Raw genomic sequence first — 20355 nt, forward strand, 5'->3', positions numbered from 1 at the left:
TAAAGGGCACCAATCTTGGCTCATCAATTTTCTGACAAATATTTCTCAAATAAACTTCGAGTAATTTCTACCATCAATCAATGAAAATAATTTCGATCAATCAATCAGTAAAAATCCACACAAGTTGTTCTTCATAAGCTCTTAATGATCTTTCTAACACCTCGTCAGTGCTAGAAGCTGGACTCAATATACTTAACAACTCAGCACTTCATGCTTCGTTCGTTTCCGTCTATCTCGTCGGTATGGGTGCATTCTAGTGGATTTAGAAATCATTGCAACCCCTAATTTAGGTTATTCTTAACGGATGTATTTTTTTTCTACAAAAATGGCAAAAAAAGTGCTTTTTTATCTATTTTTTAGTCAATTTTTATAAAAATTTCGTATTTATTCGAATTTATCTTTCAAATATACCTATTCATTGCAAAAAACTTCTCTCTGATAACTTTTAAGATAAAACACTTCAATATTTCTCTATCTATATCGTTGTTTGTATTTTTTCATGAATGACGACTTTGTTGACTAAGCTTACTTACACCACTTATATAGATAAAACGACATATCACTTGATCCCAAAAACCTGAGTTACTTTTTTTGCTCCAACCAAATCAACTCAATACTTATGGCGACACCTAAACAGCAATACTGAGGGTTTTTAAATCTGAGCTTTTATTGACGTATGGCCATTTATTAAGGCTCAACCCATGAGTCGCAAGTAAAACCACAAGGGATGCAATTGACATTAGATAGATTTCTCACCTTAATACTTTAGAAAATGCAGAGCGATAGCACCTTAGACAATATTATTATGAGCACGACTTAAAAAACCTGTACCACCCAAAAGAAAATAAGGTAAGCATGTCGTTAAAAAATAGGATTGTTAAATTTAGAAAAATAAAAGGAAGAGATCTCTCCCAAAATCTCTTCCTTGGAGTTGAATCTTTAATCGATCCATCGCATTATAATTATAGTTATTTTTAAACAACTTACGAAAAATAGTCTTCTGGGGGAAGAAGCTTTAAATCGTGAAGTCAGTACTATTTCCCACCCTCTAGATTTTCTTTTTTCTATCATTCTCTAGACGAATAAATCTTATACATAATAATATTAAAATGCAATCCATTTGGCAAAATTTAACTCTTGTTTTCATAAGGTTTTTTTTGAATTTACTTATCTATTTTAGTAATATACTAATTCAAAAAAAAGCAGACCAAAGTCTGCTTTTTTCAATGCTTTAGCTTAAATTAATCGATAAAAATTACTTTTGCGATGGCTTTTTTACTGGCTTGAACAATTAAAGTTACATTTTCTTTAACCGAAAATGAAGCATCAACAGTATTCCAATCCACTTTTACAGCACCGCGCGCAATCGCATCTTTGGCTTGTGCCGCGTTCTTGGTTAAACCCGCCTCACGTAGAATAGAGGTAATAAAAAGCTCGCCCCCAAATTCTGCACGAGAAATTGTCACTTCAGGTGTACCTTCTGGCAATTCACCTTCCGTAATTAAATTTCCAGCCCCTTTATGCGCATGTGCAGCCGCATCACTTCCATGAAAACGCTCAACCAATTCCAGTGCAAGAATTTTTTTCACATCCTGAGGATTACACCCTTCAGCCACTTCTTTTAATAGAAGTTGAATTTCTTCAATGGATTTAAAGCTTAAAAGGTCAAAATAACGCTCAATCAAGCTATCTGGCATAGACAGTACTTTTTGGTACATCGCGCCTGGTGCATCAAACACACCAATATAATTGCCTAAAGATTTAGACATTTTATTTACGCCATCTAAACCTTCAAGGATGGGTACAGTAATACATACCTGTGCTTCTTGATCAAAACGCCCTTGTAAAGTACGTCCCATCAACAAGTTAAAGGTTTGATCTGTTCCACCTAACTCTACATCTGCTTCTAGCGCAATCGAGTCATAACCCTGAACCAAAGGATACAAAAATTCATGAATCGCAATCGGTTGATGATTATTGTAACGCTTCGTAAAATCATCACGTTCCAACATCCGCGCTACTGTTTGTTGCGAAGCCAACTGAATTAAATCAGCTGCGGTTTTTTCAGCAAACCATTCTGAGTTAAAACGAACTTTGGTTTTCTTCGGATCAAGAATTTTAAACACTTGTTCTTGATAAGTTTTTGCATTTTCAAGCACTTGTTCACGTGACAATGGCGGACGTGTGGCACTTTTACCCGTTGGATCACCAATCATGGCGGTATAATCGCCAATCAAGAATGTGACATCGTGTCCTAAATCTTGAAACACTTTTAACTTATTAATTAAGACCGTATGACCCAAATGTAAATCGGGTGCAGTCGGATCAAAACCCGCTTTAATTTTAAGCGGACGATTTTCTTTCAATTTTTTCAGAAGATCTTCTTCAGAAATAATTTCGTGAGTGCCTCGTTGAATGAGAGCAAGTTGTTCTTCAGCCGGCAGGAAATTTGACATCACAAAACCCAAACACATCAGTTATTCAATTTGTGCGATATACTAACATTTTTTCAGCACATTGCAGGCTTTAGAATCATCATGACAGCGATCTATATTGGAGTAATGACCGGTACAAGTATGGATGGTGTAGATATTGCTGCGACTTCTTTTGATCCATTACAACTTCATGCCACGCTCACACTGGAATTTGACCCCAATTTACGTGATGAACTCATGGCGCTCACACTGCCCAGTGATAACGAAATTGACCGTATGGGTGTGGCCGATGTGGCATTGGCCACTATGATTGGTCATGGCATTAATCGCTTAATTGAAGAAAATCACCTAGATCGGAGTCAAATTAAAGCCATTGGCTCGCATGGGCAAACCATTCGTCATCGTCCCGAACATGGTTTTAGCCTGCAAATTGGCGACCCCAACATTATTACTGAAATGACCCAAATCCCTGTCATCTCTGACTTTCGCCGTCGTGATATGGCGGCAGGCGGTCAAGGTGCCCCATTGGTTCCTGCATTTCATCAAGATGTTTTCCAACACCCCAGCATCCACCGCGTAATTTTAAATTTAGGTGGCATTGCCAATGTCAGTTTATTACCCGCAGGCCATCCTGATGCTGTTTATGGTTTCGATACAGGCCCAGCCAATATCTTAATGGATGCTTGGTGTCACCGTTATACCGGCCAACCCTATGATGAAAATGGTAATTGGGCCGCCTATGGCACGCCTATTCGTAACCTTTTAGATCGCTTGCAAGCCCATGCATATTTTTCTAAAGAGCCCCCGAAAAGCACAGGCCGAGAAGATTTCAATTTAGAATGGTTGGATGAACAAATCGCCGATTGGCGTAATGACCAAGAATATAATGAGCTAGAAGATAGTCCTGAAAATGTACAAGCCACTTTACTTAAACTCACCACGCGCGCGATTAAAAAAGCCATTTATCGCTCAGATATGGACACGGGTGAAGTCTATGTGTGTGGTGGTGGCGCCTATAATTCACATTTATTAGAACAATTAAGATGGCGTTTACGCAAACACCAATGGACGGTACAAAGTACAGCAGACTTAGGTTTAAACCCAACATGGGTAGAAGCCACAGCTTTTGCTTGGCTGGCCATGCGCTTTATGAAGCAACTTAGTGGTAATTTACCCGCTGTGACAGGTGCTAAAGGTAAGCGTATTTTAGGGACCATTACCGCCGTTTAATATTCCCCCCATAAAAATGAAAAAACCTGCAATTGCAGGTTTTTTCAGCATAAAACTTAGCGCATCATCTTTTTGGCATTTTCATAACGAAACGCACTTAAAATTTGCTGTCCGGCACGCCCTGTTGGACTGAAGCCCAAACGAATTTGCTCCTGACGAATAGCTTGACGGCTCTTATCCCCAATCAAACCATCGACTGCACCAATATCATAGCCACGATTGAGTAAAAATTGCTGAATTTCGCGACGCTCTACACGTGATGTACCTGCATCATCTGTAGGCCAAGGCGTACTAAAACCACCGTTACCCTGTAAACGATCTGATAAATGCGCAATCGCTAAGGCATAACTTTCAGCTGCGTTATAACTATATATAGCATCAAAGTTTTTAAAGACTAAAAACACCGGCCCATTTGCACCCGCTGGCGCCATTAAACCTGCTTGTGAGCTTTCAGTTAAAGCCCCCTGAATCAGCGGTGAGCCATCCGCTCGCACAATGCCTTGATCCACCCAACTGCTTAAGGATTTTTTATTGCGTCGACTTTCACCACCAATAGATAGACCTTGCGGTATTTTTACCTCAAAACCCCATGGCTGTCCTGTTTGCCAACCACGCTTTTTTAAGAAATTGGCTGTAGAAGCCAAGGCATCTGCCGTACTGGAAACCAAGTCACGACGACCATCACCATCAAAATCGACAGCAAGTTCTTCATAGGTAGACGGCATAAACTGCGTATGGCCAAATGCGCCTGCCCAAGAACCTTTCAATTGCTGCTCGGTTAAATCGCCACGTTGCAAAATACGCATAGCTGCAAAAAATTCGCCACGGAAATAACCTTGGCGACGCCCTTCACAACTCAGCGTACCCAAAGACTGTAATAAAGGATAAGAACCCGAAATACCACCAAAGTTGCTTTCTACACCCCAAACAGCAACAACTGTTTCTGCAGGAACACCATATGTGGTCGCAACACGATTCAATACAGCACGATGTTGCACCAATTGTTGTTGACCAAGCTGCACGCGCTCATCATCCACTAAACCAGATAAATAATCCCAAATTGGCGTGGAAAATTCTGGTTGATAGTTGAGTTTCTCAATCACTGAATAATCAGGCGTTAAATTTTGTGTGTAGCGGTCATAAGTATTCGCTAAAACACCAGAATTGATGGCTTGGCTTCGTAAATTTGCTAAACAGTTTTGAAAATTATTTTGAGAAGAATAAGACGATTGCGAATTTGACATTATTGGGTTGGCTGTCGTTGTAACAGATTGACCATTAATAATTAGCTCCGCTTGCGCCTGAGACATTGCAAATATAGCTAAACCTAAGACTGATACTAATTGGCGCATGACATCCTTCATCTTTTTAAACTCAAATGATGAGTACACCATAGCATCACTACACATGAATAAAAGATGAAGATCTGTAATTTCAAATTCATTTTAGTGTTTTAAATTCAAAAACCACTTTTAAATTTAAAATTTTATCCACAGCGATTATTTAAATTCATTTTCCAGAAAATTGTTTTGAATTTAAAAATCAATATCTTTAAATTCAAACAAAGTTATCCACAATTTTTAAAATATACTCAACAAAAACAATTGCATTCAATTTTGAATTTAAACTCTCAAAATTTAAATTCAAAATCACGAACTTTGAATTCATTTACAGCAAAAACCGCCTAAACTGTTTTAAATTCAAACTATTTTTACAAATTCATTTCTTTTTGAATTCAAACCGCGCTTTTAAATTCATTCTTCAACTTTAAATTCAAAGTAGTTTTTTAAATTATTTTTTAATATAAACAGCCGAACATTTGATACTCAACAATAAGTATTAAGCATCCAATATAGAGTTGGTCTTTCAAAAGAGGCGCAATGATGCCTGAACTATAGACACAAAAAAAGCGGTCATTGGCATGACCGCTTTTTTATCATTCAAACTTAAGTTTAAATGGTCATATCTTCGCTTAATGACAAAGGATTGGGTAAAATTTTCGCCAATTGACGACATAATGTTGTCAATTTAGTCGAATCATTTGGCATTAAAGTAATGTGGCCAATCTTACGGCCTTCGCGTTCAGTCTTATCATACAGATGTAAATGAACACCTTCTAAAGCCAAAACATCTTCAGTTTTTGGATATTGACCAATAATATTGACCATAACGGTCGGCCGCACCACTTCTGTTGAACCCAAAGGCAAGCCTGCCACGGCACGGACATGGTTTTCAAACTGCGAACAAACTGCACCTTCAATCGACCAATGACCTGAATTGTGCACACGAGGTGCCATCTCATTGGCCAATAAACCATGGCTTGTAACAAACAGCTCTAAAGTCAAAACACCGATATAATTCAAATGATTCAGCAGGCGAGTAATGTAGTCTTGTGCTACAGGTTGCAAATCTGCACTGTTCGGTGCAGGGACAATAGAATGTGACAAAATACCATGATGATGATGATTTTCAGCCAATGGCCAAGTTTTTACATCACCATTTTGACCACGCACGGCAATAATCGACACTTCACGTGAGAAGGTTACAAAACTTTCTGCAACCAATTCACCAGCAGGGCCAAGTTCCATCCACGCTTGATCAATCTGATCTTCACTACGTAAAACGAATTGACCTTTGCCATCATAACCACCAGTGGCCGTTTTCAGCACAATCGGTAAGCCTAAAACAGTCACGGCATTCTTTAAGCTGTCCAACGAATTGACCGCTTTATACGGCGCAACAGGAATGTCTAATTCATCAAACAAAGCTTTTTCAGACAAACGATGTTGTGCAATGGCCAAAGCTTGACGGGGCGGATGCAAAGTTTTGCTTTTGGTCAATACATCCACATCACTTAATGGCGTATTTTCAAATTCTAAGCTGAATACATCTGCACTGTTAATAAACTGTTGCAGTCCGTTTTCAGCTTTGGTTGAAAATACAGGACCCAAAATTTCTGAAGGGCAGTCTGTATTGGCTTCAAAAAAAGTGCATTGAATATTCAATGGCAATGCTGCTTGTGCCATCATTCGGCCCAGTTGGCCGCCACCAAAAATACCGATGGTTTTATCCATGATCTGTGTCTCTTTTTAAACTTGGCCCGGAATATTTTTACTTGCCACTTTATCTGTTTGAGCAGCGCGGAAATCGGCAACATTTTTTGCAATGTCAGGACGCGTTAAACCTAAAATTTGAGCGGCCATAATGGCTGCATTGGTTGCGCCTGCTGGACCAATTGCCAATGTTCCCACAGCAATACCTGCTGGCATTTGCACGATTGACAACAAAGAATCTACACCATTTAGAATAGATGACTTTACTGGCACACCCAATACAGGAAGATCAGTTTTGGCTGCACACATACCCGGTAAATGCGCTGCACCACCTGCACCCGCAATAATCACCTGAATACCACGTTCACGCGCAGTTTCAGCATATTCAAATAAACGGTCTGGAGTACGATGTGCGGACACAACTTCCGCTTCAAATGGGACACCAAGCTGTTTAAGCATATTGGCAGTGTTTTCTAAGGTTGCCCAATCGGATTGAGAACCCATGATAATTCCAACGAGAGGTGTGTCTTGTGAAGCGGCCGCATTCATTGCAATGTTTCCAGAAATAGTTAAGAGAGATAAATCTCGACTAGAGCCAAGCTTTAATAAGAGCCCCATATTATAGACTGATTTTCCATCTCACCAAAATTTAACCGTCAAACTAAGTGCTCATTTTTATTATTTTCTCTTAAATCTCTAAAAATCTAAGAAAAATCATTGCTTCGAAACAGATAAATAACTTATTGGCTCCGAAAGACAAAATACACGCAACCCAGCAAGCAAAACCCAGCCCATAAATAATCCAGCTTAAAAGGCTGTTTAAACAGCAAAATCATAAATGGAACAAAAACCAATAGGGTGAGCACTTCTTGGGTAATTTTCATTTGTCCCATAGACCAACCATCGGCGGCCAACATGCGGGTTGCTGGAATCATGAAGCTATATTCAAGCAGTGCAATCAGCCAACCAAATAAAATCGCTTGCCACAAAGGCGCACCGTGTAAAAATTTTAAATGCCCATACCATGCCAACGTCATAAAACAGTTTGAAATAATCAGCAGTAAAAGGGGGAGGGACATAGTTTTGTATCCAAAATTTTGGAACATAGTTTACGATGTTCTCAGCAGAATACATGTGTTTTTTGACCATGATACTTGCCTTAAAGAGAGAAAAAATATAGCTATAAAAAAGGGTTTTAAAACCTCTGAATAGATACAAGAAAAACTATCTTTTCACTCAAACCCTTGCTATCGTTGCTTTTAAATCGAATTAATCACGACAACACCACAACAATGAAGTGATGTGTCTATAAAAGCAGTGGAGTTAAGCATATGCATCTGCATATTTTGGGTATTTGTGGCACCTTTATGGGTTCTTTGGCGCTGTTAGCACGTGATTTAGGCCATAAAGTAACAGGTTCGGATGCAAATGTTTATCCGCCAATGTCGACCCAACTTGAAAATGCAGGCATTACTTTAATGCAAGGCTATGATCGTAGTCATTTGCAACCTCACCCAGATTTAGTCATTGTCGGCAATGCCATGAAACGTGGTATTGATGCCGTGGAATATATGCTCAATGCAGGCCTACCTTATATTTCAGGCCCACAGTTTTTGGCTGATCACGTCCTACAAGGCAAACATGTCTTAGGCGTTGCAGGAACACACGGTAAAACCACGACCACGACGATGTTGGCTTGGGTATTGGATCAAGCAGGGTTAAATCCTGGTTTCTTAATTGGTGGTGTACCTTTAGGTTTTAGTGAAAGTGCACGATTAGGTGGTGGACAATATTTCTGCGTAGAAGCCGATGAATATGATTCTGCTTTCTTTGATAAACGCTCTAAATTTGTTCATTATCATCCGAAAACCGCCATTTTAAATAATCTTGAATTTGACCATGCCGATATCTTTGATGACTTGGCAGCCATTCAAAAGCAATTCCATCATTTGGTTCGTACCATTCCAAGCGAAGGTCGCATTATTGCCCCCATTACTGAAAGCAATATTGATGAAGTTTTAGAGCAGGGTTGTTGGACGCCAGTCGTTCGTACATCTTTAGATGCCAACGAGGCTGCTGAAGTTTATGCAGAGCAACTATCAGCAGATGGCTCTCACTTTAAAGTACTACAACACGGTGTCGTCAAAGGTGAAGTGAAGTGGAATATGACTGGACAACACAGTGTTGCCAATGCCTTAGCAACCATTGTCGCAGCCGAGCATGTTGGGGTTTCTATTGAAACAGCTTGTGAAGCCTTATCGAATTTTGGCGGTGTAAAACGCCGTATGGAACTTTTGGGTACAATCCGTGGGATTGAGGTTTATGATGATTTTGCCCATCACCCGACTGCAATTGACACCACTTTAGAAGGTGCCCGTAAGCGCTTAGGTGAACGAAAACTTTGGGCAGTGATTGAACCACGTTCAAATACCATGCGTATGGGGAGCCATAAAGATGGTTTGGCTTATTCTGCACGTTTGGCGAATGAAGTCATTTGGTATCAACCTGAAGGTTTAGATTGGGATTTACAACCTGTGATTGAGGCTGCACCCAATAATGCAGTGATTGCACGTACTTTGGATGAAATTATTCAAACGATTGCGACTCAAGCAGGTGAGGGCGATGCTGTGGTGATTATGTCAAATGGCGGTTTTGGCGGGCTACACCAAAAACTGATTGGTGCTTTAAAAGCATAACAACAGATATAGTTTAAAATAAAAGGACTATCTTTATAGTCCTTTTATTTTATTTGAATATAACAATATATCTAAGCCACAATATCCGTAAAGCTTTTTTCGCGCCTAAACATCACATCTACATATGAACACGTGGGCACAATTTTCACCTTTTTTTTACGTGCAAATTCAACCAAGGTATCTAATAATTGACGAGCGACTCCTTGACCTTGAAGTGAGTCATCCACCCATGTGTGGTTGGCATCAATGGTTGAGTCATCACGCCAAATATAGCTTATTTCAGCCATGCGCTTACCCGAAGCATCGGCTTTAAAAAATTCACCTTTTTGACCATTGTCGGTGTGTTGCATGCGCTAAATCTCCTGTTCTTTTCACTTATGATATAACATGATTTTTTATTTATTGATTTATATCCAGATTTTAAAAAAAATACCCAATTTTAGTGATAGGCAAAAAGGACGTATTCTCCTAGATTAACACCATCATTTTATTTGCTGGGGTTGTATGGATATTTATCTGATTGCTGTCCTGTTTTTATTGCTCATTGCTTTATTAATTGGAATTTCGATGTATAAATCGCGTTTCTGAGCAATGTCATTCTATTGAGTAAAATAATTGATATTTCACTCTATCTTCTCCCTTAATTTTAAGCATTCTGTACAAGTTAAGGGCGTTTTAAAGGCTTAAACTAAAACATCTTGTATGTTGGCATCTTTTTGAAACACTGATTTTGCAAAAGGGCAAAGCGGAATAATCTTGACCTGACGATCACGTGCGAACTGAACAGCCGCATCTAATAAATATCGTCCGACACCTTGACCACGCAAAGTATCACTGACATCGGTATGATCAATAATAAATTTATCTGTTCCAGCCCACGAGTAAGTCATTTCAGCTAAACGCTCACCTTCTTGTTCTACAAAAAATTCACCTTTGTGCTCATTATCACGCTGTTGTACGATCATAAATCAACCTCAAATTTCATCGTATTATTTTCATTCCTCTTTGTTTTTATTAAATTTGAGGTTAGTTTTCAATAGCGCTTAACAATTCATCACTATAAATCTAAAATAGCCAAGATTTTTTTTGAACGCATGACCATGTCAGCTCTCTCTCCCGAAACGGCTCCCAGTCGTTCACAGCAATGGGTCAGCGTGATTACGCTCGCCTTTGCTGCTTTTATTTTTAATACCACCGAATTTATTCCAATCGCATTACTAAGTGACATTGGCCAAAGTTTTAATATGGTTGCCACCGATGTTGGTCTGATGATTACGCTCTATGCGTGGATAGTCGCTCCGATTTCACTCCCCATAATGCTACTGACCAAGAATATTGAGCGCCGTTTTCTACTTATTACGCTATTTATGGTCTTTATTGTCAGCCATTTACTGTCGTATTTGGCATGGAATTTTAATGTCCTTCTGATTAGTCGTGTGGGGATTGCATTTTCACATGCCTTGTTCTGGGCCATTACCGCATCATTGGCTGTGCGTGTCGCACCTCAAGGCAAAGAATTTCAAGCCTTGGGCTTATTGGCCACGGGCACAGCGTTGGCAATGGTACTTGGCATTCCTTTTGGACGAATGATTGGGGAAAGTTACGGATGGCGTAATACCTTTGCTTTCATTGGCTTAGGCGCTACGATTATCTGTATCACACTTGCCAAAACTTTGCCTAAGTTACCCAGTCAAAACTCAGGTTCACTCCGCAGTTTAAAAGATTTCGCAGGTCGGCCAAGTTTAATACTGGTTTTTGCATTAACGGTAATTATCATCACCGCGCAATTTACCGCCTATAGTTACATTGAGCCTTTTTCACTCAATATTGCAGCCTTTACCTCATCAGAAACCACCGCTCTTTTATTGGTTTACGGCGGAGCAGGTTTTATTGGTTCTTATTTATTTGGTAAATTCGGCGCTCGCTTCCCGCGTTTAGCCATTCCATTTTTTACCAGTTGCCTCGCAATTTCAATGTTACTCATGCTTCCTCTTTCAGCCAGCTTGAATACTTTTAGTATCTTGTGTTTATTTTGGGGTATTGGAATTATTGGTTTTAGTTTAGCTTTGCAAGCAAAAACATTAACCTTAGCCTCAGATGCTACAGATGTGGCTATGGCCATTTATTCAGGCTTATACAATGTCGGAATTGGTGCCGGCGCGCTACTGGGGGGTATGGTTTCTGTCCATTATAGCTTGTCCAGTATTGGCCTTGTTGGCGGGATTATTGCTGTCTTTGGCACCATACTGGCCACGCTACTGGTGCAACGCCGTGACTTTATTTAATGCCTGATATTCACAAAAATAATGACTGATGATTTGCTTATTAATTAAAAATCTGCCATCATTTGGCCATATTTGGACAGTGTCCAAAACAAAATTTAGTTGAACAAGGGGAGTAGCCTCCTCCAAACGCTTTGCTTTTTATTCAGTAAATGCGTGTCAGAATATCGTCATTACACTTTGCAAAAAGTCGGTATCTGAGCATTGATCATCTTCAAGATGAACAATGTAGGCAAGACCTTGATCATGTTGTCACAGATGTTTTATTCATCTGACAGCAGGTCAAGGTTTTTTTATGGCCGATTGTCAGATGTGGAGGATTCACATGGAAACAATTGGCTCATTGTGGCTATATTTAGCATTCTTCGGTTTAGTTACCGTCATGCTGATCATCGACTTTTTAGGCTTTAAACAGAATAAAGGCCAAGAAGTTAAACTAAAAACTGCAGCCTATTGGAGTATTGCTTGGGTTTCAGTCGCGACACTCTTTGGTGGTGGCTTATGGCTCTATCTACAGCAAACAGCAGGAGTGACCGTCGCCAATACCAAGGTAATGGAATACTTTGCGGGTTATTTATTAGAAAAATCTCTAGCAGTCGATAATGTCTTTGTGTGGTTGATGATTTTTGCAGCCTTTGCAATTCCACCAGCATTACAACGTAAACTGTTGTTATACGGCGTACTCGGTGCAATTGTGCTACGTACCATCTTTATTTTTATTGGTGCATGGTTCGTTCAAGAGTTTTCTTGGGTGCTATATATCTTTGGCGCATTTTTGGTTTACACCGGCTTTAAGTTCTTAAAAGGGCAAGACGATGAAGACAAAAATATTGAAGATATGGCGATTTTGAAATGGCTGCGCAAACACATGCGTATTACCCCACAAATGCAGGGTGATAAATTCTTTGTTCGTCAAAATGGCATAATCTGGGCAACACCGCTATTTTTGGTGCTGATTTTAGTTGAAGCATCGGATGTAATTTTTGCCGTCGACTCGATTCCTGCTATTTTTGCAGTAACTTCTGACCCGTTTATTGTCCTGACCGCAAACTTGATGGCAATTTTAGGCCTGCGTGCCATGTTTTTCTTGCTGTCTGGGGCTGCATCTAAGATGCATTACTTACCTTATGGTTTAGGTATTATTTTACTGTTCATTGGTTTCAAAATGCTAATGCTAGATGTGTTCCATATGCCAATCTGGATTTCACTCGGGTTTATTATTATTACATTAGGCATTACCGCATGGTTGTCTATCCGTCATAGTAAAAAGCATCATCAAACCACGCTTTAACGTTCAATTAAGCTAAATTGAAGGCCTTCTCTAAGAAGGCCTTTTTATTGCGTGAAATGAGGAGGAACTAACGTGAGTAGAGGCCATTTTTCTAAAAATTGTTTGGTCTGTATCCGTTCCATAAAAACGGCCTGACTAACTAAGGCAGAATTCCATCTTAAATTCAGTTCAAATAAATCTTGTAAACCCAAAGGTGCTTCAAATTCCAAATGATCTTGTGCATTTAAACGTACAGCAACCGCCGTGGCAGTTTCAGGCCATAATGAAAGTGCGTGAGCAATAGAAGTAAGCGGTGCAATACCTTCACCATTCTCTTGTTGATACCACTGATGTACCAAGGCCTGATTGGTGACATCCCAAATGATTTTCGGAAAAATGGCTTCAAGATACTTTTGAATGCGCTGTTCATGATAGCCATTGTCTTGTGGATTGAAAAAAATCACATCAACTTCAATCCGATTCAATGCATAGTGCTGATCATGCAAATGTGCCCAAATACTATTACGGATGACTCCGGCGGCCAGATAAGCGGATGGCTCAATGAAATATAGTGCTTTTAACAATGCCATGAAAACTCGATTTTCAGAAAGGCATTTAAGCAACCGTTCGGCATCAGGGCAGGGCACTATTTTTTTCATCCCATTCAATCCTCCATATTTTATGCAAGCATCATTTAAAAGCTACCTTGGCATTTTATAGCTTTCTATAATTCGTCCTCTTTCAATTCTACAACCTCATCAAATGAACAGATATCTGTAAAGCATGCATCTTTCGTAATAATTTTTACGTTACAATCAACTGAAAAAATTAACAATCATAGGTTCTCAATGTCTTCTATCAATGCACTGACCGCTATCCGCGGACGCTTCTTGGATATTCAGAATACAGTTGCCCAAGCCCATGACATTCACGGCCAAGTGCGATATGTAGAAGATGGTTTAATGATCACTGAAAACGGCAAAATTCGCTGGTTTGGTGATTGGAAAAATGGACAACACCATCTACCCGCCAAGATTGAAGTGGCTCATTATCCCGATCAACTGATTGTTCCGGGTTTTATTGACACACATATTCATTTTCCACAAACTGAAATTATTGGTGCCTATGGTGAACAGCTACTCGAATGGCTCAACACCTATACATTTCCAACTGAACTACAATTTTCAGACCCTGCATATGCACAAAAAATTGCACAATTCTTTGTACAGGAACTGTTAAAAAACGGTACCACCACGGCGTTGGTGTTCTGTACTGTGCATCCGCAATCTGTCGATGCCTTATTTGAAGTTGCAGAACAGCACCAAATGCGTTTAATTGCTGGCAAGGTCTTGATGGATCGCAATGCACCCGAAGACTTATGTGACACGGCAGAAATAGCTTACAGCGAATCGAAACAACTGATTGAAAAATGGCACGGTAAAGGTCGTAACCTATATGCCATTACGCCACGTTTTGCGCCAACGTCTACCCCTGAACAATTACAAAAAGCAGGCCAACTCAAAGCGGAATATCCTGATGTTTATGTGCATACACATTTAAGCGAAAATAAAAATGAAATTGCGTGGGTCAACACACTGTTCCCTGAGCAAAAAGGTTATTTAGATGTCTATGACCATTATGGTTTAACCGGATCACGTTCTGTCTTTGCACACTGTGTACATTTAGAAGATGACGAATGGAATTGCCTGCACAAGACCAATTCTGCAATTGCGTTTTGCCCAACCTCTAATCTATTTTTAGGCAGTGGTTTGTTTCCACTTAAAACCACTTGGGACAAACAAGTGAAAGTCGGTTTAGGCACAGACATTGGTGCAGGTACGTCATTTAATCAACTGCAAACCATTCAAGAAGCGTATAAAGTGCAACAACTGCAAGGCAATAAATTATCCGCATTTGAAGCGCTGTATCATGCGACCTTAGGGGGCGCAAACGCGCTCGATTTAGCCGATAAATTGGGTAACTTTAACATTGGCAAAGAAGCCGATTTTGTTGTACTAGATTTAAACCCCACAGCCTTACAACAACTACGTCAATCGAAAGCTAGAGGTTTAGAAGATTCACTTTTTGCGCTGATGATGATGGGGGATGACCGCAATATTCACCGTACCTATGTGTATGGACAATGCGTATATGTCAAAGCATCAACATCGACACAATAAGCGCTTTTAATTGGCGATCTTTATACAGATTGTTGTGACCTTACTCAATGAAAATTGCATTCAAAAAAGGTGATGATTACATTTTAAGCGGTAAAAAAGATGCATCAAAAATGAAGTTGTATTAAAATCGAATTATCTTTAAAGGTGTTGCCAGTCAACGCCTTTTTTATTTTTTGATTTGATTTTTTAGGTATCTACCCATGACCGTTCAAATGAGCGTATTGATTTCCACTGAAGAAATTCAAGCTAAAGTAAAAGCGCTTGGCGCAATCATTGATGCGCACTATGCCAATAGCGACAAAGAATTGGTACTGATTGGCTTACTTCGTGGTTCAGTTATTTTTATGGCTGATTTATGCCGTACCATTACCAAAACGCATGAACTCGATTTTATGACCGTATCGAGCTATGGTAGTGGTACAGTTTCTAGCCGTGATGTAAAAATTCTTAAAGACCTAGATGGTGACATTCGAGGCAAAGATGTCCTGGTGGTGGAAGACATTATTGACTCAGGTAATACCCTCAGTAAAGTTTTAGAAATTTTACAAACACGTGGCCCAAACTCCATTGAATTATGCACATTAATTAGTAAGCCTTCACGCCGTGAAATTGACTTACATGTTCGCTTTTTGGGCTTTGAAATAGAAGATAAATTTATTGTTGGTTATGGCTTGGACTACAATCAAAAGTACCGCCATATTCCTTTTATTGGTGAAATTGGCCTTTAAGTCTATTAAGCTATTTAAAAGTGGCCAAAGGCCACTTTTTTTATTTCCACTCTTAGCAATGCACAAAAAAACAACATGTTTTAGCTTAATTTACCTTTTACTGCTCATCGTTCTATCTCAATATAGATTTTGAACATAATGCAAAATAAATACATGATAAGAAAGGAGAGTACTCATGTGGTCACTCATTGTTGCAATTGTGGTTGGCTTTATAGCAGGTTTAATTGCCCGCGCGATTCATCCTGGAAATGATAAAGCAGGCTTTATTGTTACCACTTTACTGGGTATTGCAGGTTCACTACTTGCGACCTATGGCGGGCGTTTACTTGGCTTATATGGTGAAAACTCCGCTGCTGGTTTTATCGCATCCGTAATTGGTGCACTTGTGATTCTGTTTATTTACAATCTGGTTTCTAAAAAAACGTCAGCTTAAAATACTGCTCTTGTAAAAAATCCCCTGAAGTAGGGGATTTTTTTATTTAAAGATTATAGGCCCAATTCTTTCCAAACTTTTTCAATTTCCTGTGCAGGGTATGCACCCATCAACTTTGTACCATTTGAAAAAATAATGGCAGGTGTCCCATTTAAACCCAAAGTTTTGGCCAACTGCACATTACGTTCAATCGGATTCGTACAATTTTTCTTGGTGCTTGGTTGAATCCCTTTCGCAATCAAGTTTTCCCAAGCCAAGGCTTGATCTTTTTCACAAAAAAGCTGTTTCGATGGCGCAATAGATTGTGGCTTCAATGGCAAGACAAAAGTATAAATCGTCACATCATTGAGCTTATTCAACTCTACTTCAAGCTGTTTACAATACGGGCAATTTGGGTCAGAAAAGATCGCCAACTGACGTTTACCTGTACCTTTCACACTTTTAATTGCATCTTTTAAAGGCAGTTTTTTCCAATCAACTTGATTTTGCATCAACATAAGAGAATTGGTTAAATTTTTCTGATCTTTTAAGCGAATCATCGAACCCACTAAAATATGTTCTGCATCTTCACCAGTATAAATCACTTGCTCTGCGACAGTGGCACTGTAAATTCCAGGCATTTCCGTCGTTTTTACATTTTCAATATTCAAAGTAGGATATTTACTTTTCAGCTGATTTTGTATCGATGTTGCATCTGCCATTGCCCACTGTGAAAGTACACTCGCCACTAGCAGGGCACATATTTTTTTCATCATCATGTTAACTACATAAATTTTTATACTGCGAATTCTACTTGGAATACAGCCTTATACATATCATTTTTCAAGCTGCTTACTGAAAAACAACAGCCCCTAAACTGTTTCACGTGGAACATATTCCATCGTATAGTATGTATTCATTTCAATCGAAATATGCACCAGTTCATCATGAATAGAAAATGCTTCGCGTACGTGATCCGCTGTGAATACATGTTCAGACTTTAGGGCCAAAATACAGAAAATTTACGTGTCGCGACGTTTCACACATATAAATCAGTAATTTTGACATCAATGGATAAATTTTCAATGACTTCACAAGTTTCATTCACAATGGGGATGATCCATTTCGATATCTAATCGAGTTTTCCCGTTTCTTTTATTAACCCTATAAAGGTTTGTAAATAACTTAATGGATGAACTGAGTAAAGCGTATTTGCACCATCATGTCATTGCAAATACCAATGTTATCAATGAAGCAGAATGGGTAAAATTTCTTAAGTTATTAACACGTGATGCATAAGCCGTTACATGTGATGGTTTGACCATTAAAGTGTTTCACATTTAAACTACACTAATATCTCCTAATTTTCTCACAGTATGAATTTTCTTTTTATACGCTGAGCTACACTGTGACGCACTTAATGACAAATTCTCAGTCTTGGCGACCCTTCATCATGGTCAGTCTTGCCCTGATTATGGGAACAATTGGCACGGCATTAGCCAGTCCGCTGTATCCTATTTATCAGGAACTTTGGCATTTACTTCCCAGCCAGATCACACTCATTTTTGTGGCCTATATGTTCGGCTGTCTAACGACATTGCTATTTTTAGGGCGTGCCAGCAACAGTTTTGGTTTCTTAAAAACACTGCAAATGGGCATCCTCTTTGTCATTGTAGGGCTTGTACTTTCTGCGGTTTCTCCGAATGCACTGTTTTTGTCTTTGGCGCGGTTTCTAATTGGTATTGCCTCTGGTTTAATCAGCACATCGGCGATGTTGGGGCTGATTTACACCATTCCCGATAGCCATAAGCAAAGTGCACCACAAATTAGTTCGATTATTACGGTTATTGGCTTTGGCTTAGGCCCTTTTATTGGGGGGATTATTGCTCAATTTTCATCATTGCCTTTGGTCATTCCCTACGTACCCGTTATTGTCGGCGCGATTTTATGCTTTATCGGGTTAACACGGATTAAACTCGCCCAGAGTAGCAGGCAAAAGCAACCTTTTTCCATAGCACCACATTTACAGTTGCCCGTATTGCAATACCATCGATTGTTTTATATTGCAGGTTTTACGGCTTTTAGTGCCTTTGCATCCTTTAGCTTATTTGCATCGTTGGCTCCATCTTTTGTTAGAGATATCATTCCTTGGCATGGCCCGTTGGTCAGTGGCACGACCATTGCCAGTATCTTAATGGTGTCGGCTTTAGTGCAATTCATTGCAAAAAAATACCCCCCAAATTCGGCTGTACGCGCAGGGCTAATTTCATTCATTTTGAGTTATGTTCTGTTGAGCCTCTGTATGCAAATACAATGGAGTCCGCTCTTTTTTATCAGCGTGATACTAGTCGGAATCGGGCATGGGTTAGGTTTATTGGGTACTTTTCGCATGATTCACGGCATGACCAATATAGACAACCGTGCTGCAGTCATGTCGACTTATTTATTTATTGGTTATTTAGGTACTATTGTTCCCATTATTGGCGTCGGCTATTTATCTGACCATTTCGGTTTAAGTATCGGTGTCTTAACCTTTTGTGTTTGTATTGGGCTGTTGTGTTTAGGGTTACTCATATTTCAACGCACCATAAAACCAGAAATATTCAAATACAAAACATAAAAAAGTGCTCAAAATGAGCACTTTTTTAGTCAGAACATTACTTTACACTTTACTTTCCAATACAGAATGATCCAAAAATCTTACCCAACAAATCATCTGCACTAAAATCACCCGTAATTTCGCCTAAAGCATTTTGCGCCAAACGCAATGACTCAGCCACCAACTCACCTGCCTGATACACAGTCAATTGCTCACGCGCTTCAGCCAAATACCACTGAGTACGCTTCATTGCATCCAGATGGCGAGTACGCGCAATAAAGGTATCTTCTTCAGGTTGGAAGCCTGCATGTGCTGTAATCGCATCTATAAGCGCTTGAACGCCTGTTTCCTGCTTGGCAGACACTGTGATATGACGAAATCCTTGAACATCCCCAATTTCAGTAGTTACATTGGTTAAATCAGCTTTATTGCCAATTAGCATCAAGCGCTTTGGCTCAATATGTTCAGCAAAATAGTTTTGTGCCAATTGTAATGGGTCTTCGCCTTGGCTCAAGTCATACACCAACAGTAACAAATCAGCTTGTTCAATTTCTTTAATAGCACGACGAATACCTTCTTTTTCGACTACATCGCCTGTTTCACGCAAACCCGCCGTATCGGTCAAGGTAATTGGTAAACCATTTAAACTAATCTTTTCATGTAGTACATCACGCGTTGTCCCTGCAATATCAGTCACAATCGCACGATCATTGCCTGCTAATGTATTCAACAGTGATGATTTACCTGCATTGGGTTTACCTGCAATCACCACTTGTAAGCCTTCACGTAACAGCTGACCTTGGCGTGCAGACTGCTGAACAGCAGTCACAGAAGTACTGACTTGATCCAATAGTTTTAAAATTTTACCATCGGCCAAAAAATCAATTTCCTCTTCTGGAAAATCAATGGCAGCCTCTACATGCAAACGCAAGTGAATTAAGTTTTCTAATACCGCATTCACTTTGGCTGAAAATGCACCTTGTAATGAACGAACTGCCGAGCGTGCTGCTGCTTGAGATGTTGCATCAATCAAATCAGCAATGGCTTCCGCTTGAACCAAATCAAGCTTACCATTTTCAAAAGCACGCATGGAAAATTCACCCGCTTTGGCTGCCGTTGCACCAAGCTCGAGTAAGCGTGCCAACAGTGCATTTTGAATGACAGGGCCACCATGGCCTTGTAGTTCCACTACATCTTCACCAGTAAATGAATGCGGATTGGGAAAGCAAATTACCAAGCCTTCATCCATCACCTCACCCGTAACATCATAAAACTGACGGAAGCCCGCAAAACGCGCTTTGGGTAAGGTTTTTTGTGTCAATGCCTCGGCAATAGCATAGGACTTTGGCCCAGACAGACGAATGACCCCTACGCCACCACGACCTGGCGGTGTGGCAATTGCAGCGATAGTGGTTAAATTTTGCATAACATTCACCTAAAAATATGTAAATAAGGGCCAAAGAAAAATCC

18 protein-coding genes are annotated in these 20355 nt (G+C 39.7%); 8 read left to right on the forward strand and 10 right to left on the reverse strand.

Translation table 11 applies throughout. The features are described from left to right. Nucleotides 1-1241: 1241 nt before the first annotated feature. Nucleotides 1242-2474 carry a tyrosine--tRNA ligase gene (tyrS, locus tag BBP83_RS03950; RefSeq protein WP_141689947.1) on the reverse strand — a complete coding sequence of 411 codons (1233 nt, stop codon included), beginning with the start codon at nt 2472-2474 and terminating at the stop codon, nt 1242-1244. 63 nt (nt 2475-2537) lie between these two features. Here tyrS and BBP83_RS03955 point away from each other — a divergent pair, with 63 nt between their 5' ends. Further along, complete coding sequence (locus BBP83_RS03955; RefSeq protein ID WP_068886122.1) at nt 2538-3665, forward strand: anhydro-N-acetylmuramic acid kinase; 1128 nt, start codon at nt 2538-2540, stop codon at nt 3663-3665. 56 nt (nt 3666-3721) lie between these two features. Here BBP83_RS03955 and BBP83_RS03960 read toward each other — a convergent pair whose 3' ends face one another. From BBP83_RS03960 to BBP83_RS03975, 4 genes are all read right to left on the reverse strand, one after another. After that, nucleotides 3722-5017 carry a lytic murein transglycosylase gene (locus BBP83_RS03960; protein ID WP_068886123.1) on the reverse strand — a complete coding sequence of 432 codons (1296 nt, stop codon included), beginning with the start codon at nt 5015-5017 and terminating at the stop codon, nt 3722-3724. Nucleotides 5018-5617: 600 nt separating this feature from the next. Next, nucleotides 5618-6739 carry a 5-(carboxyamino)imidazole ribonucleotide synthase gene (locus BBP83_RS03965; protein WP_068886124.1) on the reverse strand — a complete coding sequence of 374 codons (1122 nt, stop codon included), beginning with the start codon at nt 6737-6739 and terminating at the stop codon, nt 5618-5620. Between the two features lie 15 nt (nt 6740-6754). Continuing rightward, entirely contained in the window at nt 6755-7267 is a 513-nt protein-coding gene (gene purE, locus BBP83_RS03970) for a 5-(carboxyamino)imidazole ribonucleotide mutase (protein ID WP_068886125.1), read from the reverse strand. A gap of 191 nt (nt 7268-7458) precedes the next feature. Next, nucleotides 7459-7797, reverse strand: coding sequence for a DMT family protein (locus BBP83_RS03975; protein ID WP_068886126.1), 339 nt, complete (start codon nt 7795-7797; stop codon nt 7459-7461). Between the two features lie 252 nt (nt 7798-8049). On the opposite strand from BBP83_RS03975, the gene mpl reads away from it, so the two are divergent. Further along, a complete protein-coding gene (gene mpl, locus BBP83_RS03980) occupies nt 8050-9414 on the forward strand; it encodes a UDP-N-acetylmuramate:L-alanyl-gamma-D-glutamyl-meso-diaminopimelate ligase (RefSeq protein WP_068886127.1) in 1365 nt (454 codons plus the stop codon). A gap of 71 nt (nt 9415-9485) precedes the next feature. Here the strand turns inward: mpl and BBP83_RS03985 are convergent, their stop codons facing one another. Beyond that, a complete protein-coding gene (locus tag BBP83_RS03985; protein ID WP_068886128.1) occupies nt 9486-9764 on the reverse strand; it encodes a GNAT family N-acetyltransferase in 279 nt (92 codons plus the stop codon). A gap of 333 nt (nt 9765-10097) precedes the next feature. Further along, nucleotides 10098-10379: a GNAT family N-acetyltransferase gene (locus tag BBP83_RS03990; RefSeq protein ID WP_068886129.1), complete on the reverse strand. Its 282-nt coding sequence runs from the start codon at nt 10377-10379 to the stop codon at nt 10098-10100. A 135-nt stretch (nt 10380-10514) separates the two neighbouring features. Between BBP83_RS03990 and BBP83_RS03995 the strand changes: the two genes are divergently transcribed. Continuing rightward, a complete protein-coding gene (locus BBP83_RS03995) occupies nt 10515-11699 on the forward strand; it encodes a sugar transporter (RefSeq protein ID WP_068886130.1) in 1185 nt (394 codons plus the stop codon). Nucleotides 11700-12021: 322 nt separating this feature from the next. Continuing rightward, nucleotides 12022-12987 carry a TerC family protein gene (locus tag BBP83_RS04000; protein WP_068886131.1) on the forward strand — a complete coding sequence of 322 codons (966 nt, stop codon included), beginning with the start codon at nt 12022-12024 and terminating at the stop codon, nt 12985-12987. A gap of 44 nt (nt 12988-13031) precedes the next feature. On the opposite strand, the gene BBP83_RS04005 is transcribed toward BBP83_RS04000, so the two are convergent. Beyond that, nucleotides 13032-13625, reverse strand: coding sequence for a nucleotidyltransferase family protein (locus BBP83_RS04005; RefSeq protein WP_141689948.1), 594 nt, complete (start codon nt 13623-13625; stop codon nt 13032-13034). A 189-nt stretch (nt 13626-13814) separates the two neighbouring features. Between BBP83_RS04005 and guaD the strand changes: the two genes are divergently transcribed. The 3 genes from guaD (at nt 13815) to BBP83_RS04020 (ending at nt 16307) form a co-directional block, all read left to right on the forward strand. After that, entirely contained in the window at nt 13815-15146 is a 1332-nt protein-coding gene (guaD, locus tag BBP83_RS04010) for a guanine deaminase (protein ID WP_068886132.1), read from the forward strand. Nucleotides 15147-15346: 200 nt separating this feature from the next. Further along, nucleotides 15347-15874: a hypoxanthine phosphoribosyltransferase gene (gene hpt / locus BBP83_RS04015; protein ID WP_068886133.1), complete on the forward strand. Its 528-nt coding sequence runs from the start codon at nt 15347-15349 to the stop codon at nt 15872-15874. 175 nt (nt 15875-16049) lie between these two features. Continuing rightward, on the forward strand, nt 16050-16307 hold the full coding sequence (locus BBP83_RS04020; protein WP_068886134.1) for a GlsB/YeaQ/YmgE family stress response membrane protein: 258 nt from the start codon (nt 16050-16052) through the stop codon (nt 16305-16307). 53 nt (nt 16308-16360) lie between these two features. Here BBP83_RS04020 and BBP83_RS04025 read toward each other — a convergent pair whose 3' ends face one another. Then, entirely contained in the window at nt 16361-17062 is a 702-nt protein-coding gene (locus BBP83_RS04025) for a DsbC family protein (protein WP_068886155.1), read from the reverse strand. Between the two features lie 644 nt (nt 17063-17706). On the opposite strand from BBP83_RS04025, the gene BBP83_RS04030 reads away from it, so the two are divergent. After that, nucleotides 17707-18906: an MFS transporter gene (locus BBP83_RS04030; RefSeq protein ID WP_078055395.1), complete on the forward strand. Its 1200-nt coding sequence runs from the start codon at nt 17707-17709 to the stop codon at nt 18904-18906. A 49-nt stretch (nt 18907-18955) separates the two neighbouring features. On the opposite strand, the gene mnmE is transcribed toward BBP83_RS04030, so the two are convergent. Further along, entirely contained in the window at nt 18956-20311 is a 1356-nt protein-coding gene (gene mnmE, locus BBP83_RS04035) for a tRNA uridine-5-carboxymethylaminomethyl(34) synthesis GTPase MnmE (protein ID WP_068886136.1), read from the reverse strand. Between the last annotated feature and the right edge of the window lie 44 nt (nt 20312-20355).

The organism is Acinetobacter celticus, from assembly GCF_001707755.1.
In the GTDB taxonomy this organism is placed as follows: Bacteria; Pseudomonadota; Gammaproteobacteria; order Pseudomonadales; family Moraxellaceae; genus Acinetobacter; species Acinetobacter celticus.

Excerpts from the sequence above, each read along its gene's own strand:
- mnmE (WP_068886136.1), bottom strand. The coding sequence starts at position 20,311 with ATGCAAAATTTAACCACTATCGCTGCAATTGCCACACCGCCAGGTCGT.
- tyrS (WP_141689947.1), bottom strand. The coding sequence starts at position 2,474 with ATGTGTTTGGGTTTTGTGATGTCAAATTTCCTGCCGGCTGAAGAACAA.
- BBP83_RS03975 (WP_068886126.1), bottom strand. The coding sequence starts at position 7,797 with ATGTCCCTCCCCCTTTTACTGCTGATTATTTCAAACTGTTTTATGACG.
- mpl (WP_068886127.1), top strand. The coding sequence starts at position 8,050 with ATGCATCTGCATATTTTGGGTATTTGTGGCACCTTTATGGGTTCTTTG.
- BBP83_RS04025 (WP_068886155.1), bottom strand. The coding sequence starts at position 17,062 with ATGATGAAAAAAATATGTGCCCTGCTAGTGGCGAGTGTACTTTCACAG.
- BBP83_RS04005 (WP_141689948.1), bottom strand. The coding sequence starts at position 13,625 with ATGAAAAAAATAGTGCCCTGCCCTGATGCCGAACGGTTGCTTAAATGC.
- BBP83_RS04020 (WP_068886134.1), top strand. The coding sequence starts at position 16,050 with ATGTGGTCACTCATTGTTGCAATTGTGGTTGGCTTTATAGCAGGTTTA.
- guaD (WP_068886132.1), top strand. The coding sequence starts at position 13,815 with ATGTCTTCTATCAATGCACTGACCGCTATCCGCGGACGCTTCTTGGAT.
- BBP83_RS04000 (WP_068886131.1), top strand. The coding sequence starts at position 12,022 with ATGGAAACAATTGGCTCATTGTGGCTATATTTAGCATTCTTCGGTTTA.
- BBP83_RS03990 (WP_068886129.1), bottom strand. The coding sequence starts at position 10,379 with ATGATCGTACAACAGCGTGATAATGAGCACAAAGGTGAATTTTTTGTA.
- BBP83_RS04030 (WP_078055395.1), top strand. The coding sequence starts at position 17,707 with ATGACAAATTCTCAGTCTTGGCGACCCTTCATCATGGTCAGTCTTGCC.
- BBP83_RS03960 (WP_068886123.1), bottom strand. The coding sequence starts at position 5,017 with ATGCGCCAATTAGTATCAGTCTTAGGTTTAGCTATATTTGCAATGTCT.
- BBP83_RS03995 (WP_068886130.1), top strand. The coding sequence starts at position 10,515 with ATGTCAGCTCTCTCTCCCGAAACGGCTCCCAGTCGTTCACAGCAATGG.
- BBP83_RS03965 (WP_068886124.1), bottom strand. The coding sequence starts at position 6,739 with ATGGATAAAACCATCGGTATTTTTGGTGGCGGCCAACTGGGCCGAATG.
- purE (WP_068886125.1), bottom strand. The coding sequence starts at position 7,267 with ATGAATGCGGCCGCTTCACAAGACACACCTCTCGTTGGAATTATCATG.
- hpt (WP_068886133.1), top strand. The coding sequence starts at position 15,347 with ATGACCGTTCAAATGAGCGTATTGATTTCCACTGAAGAAATTCAAGCT.
- BBP83_RS03985 (WP_068886128.1), bottom strand. The coding sequence starts at position 9,764 with ATGCAACACACCGACAATGGTCAAAAAGGTGAATTTTTTAAAGCCGAT.
- BBP83_RS03955 (WP_068886122.1), top strand. The coding sequence starts at position 2,538 with ATGACAGCGATCTATATTGGAGTAATGACCGGTACAAGTATGGATGGT.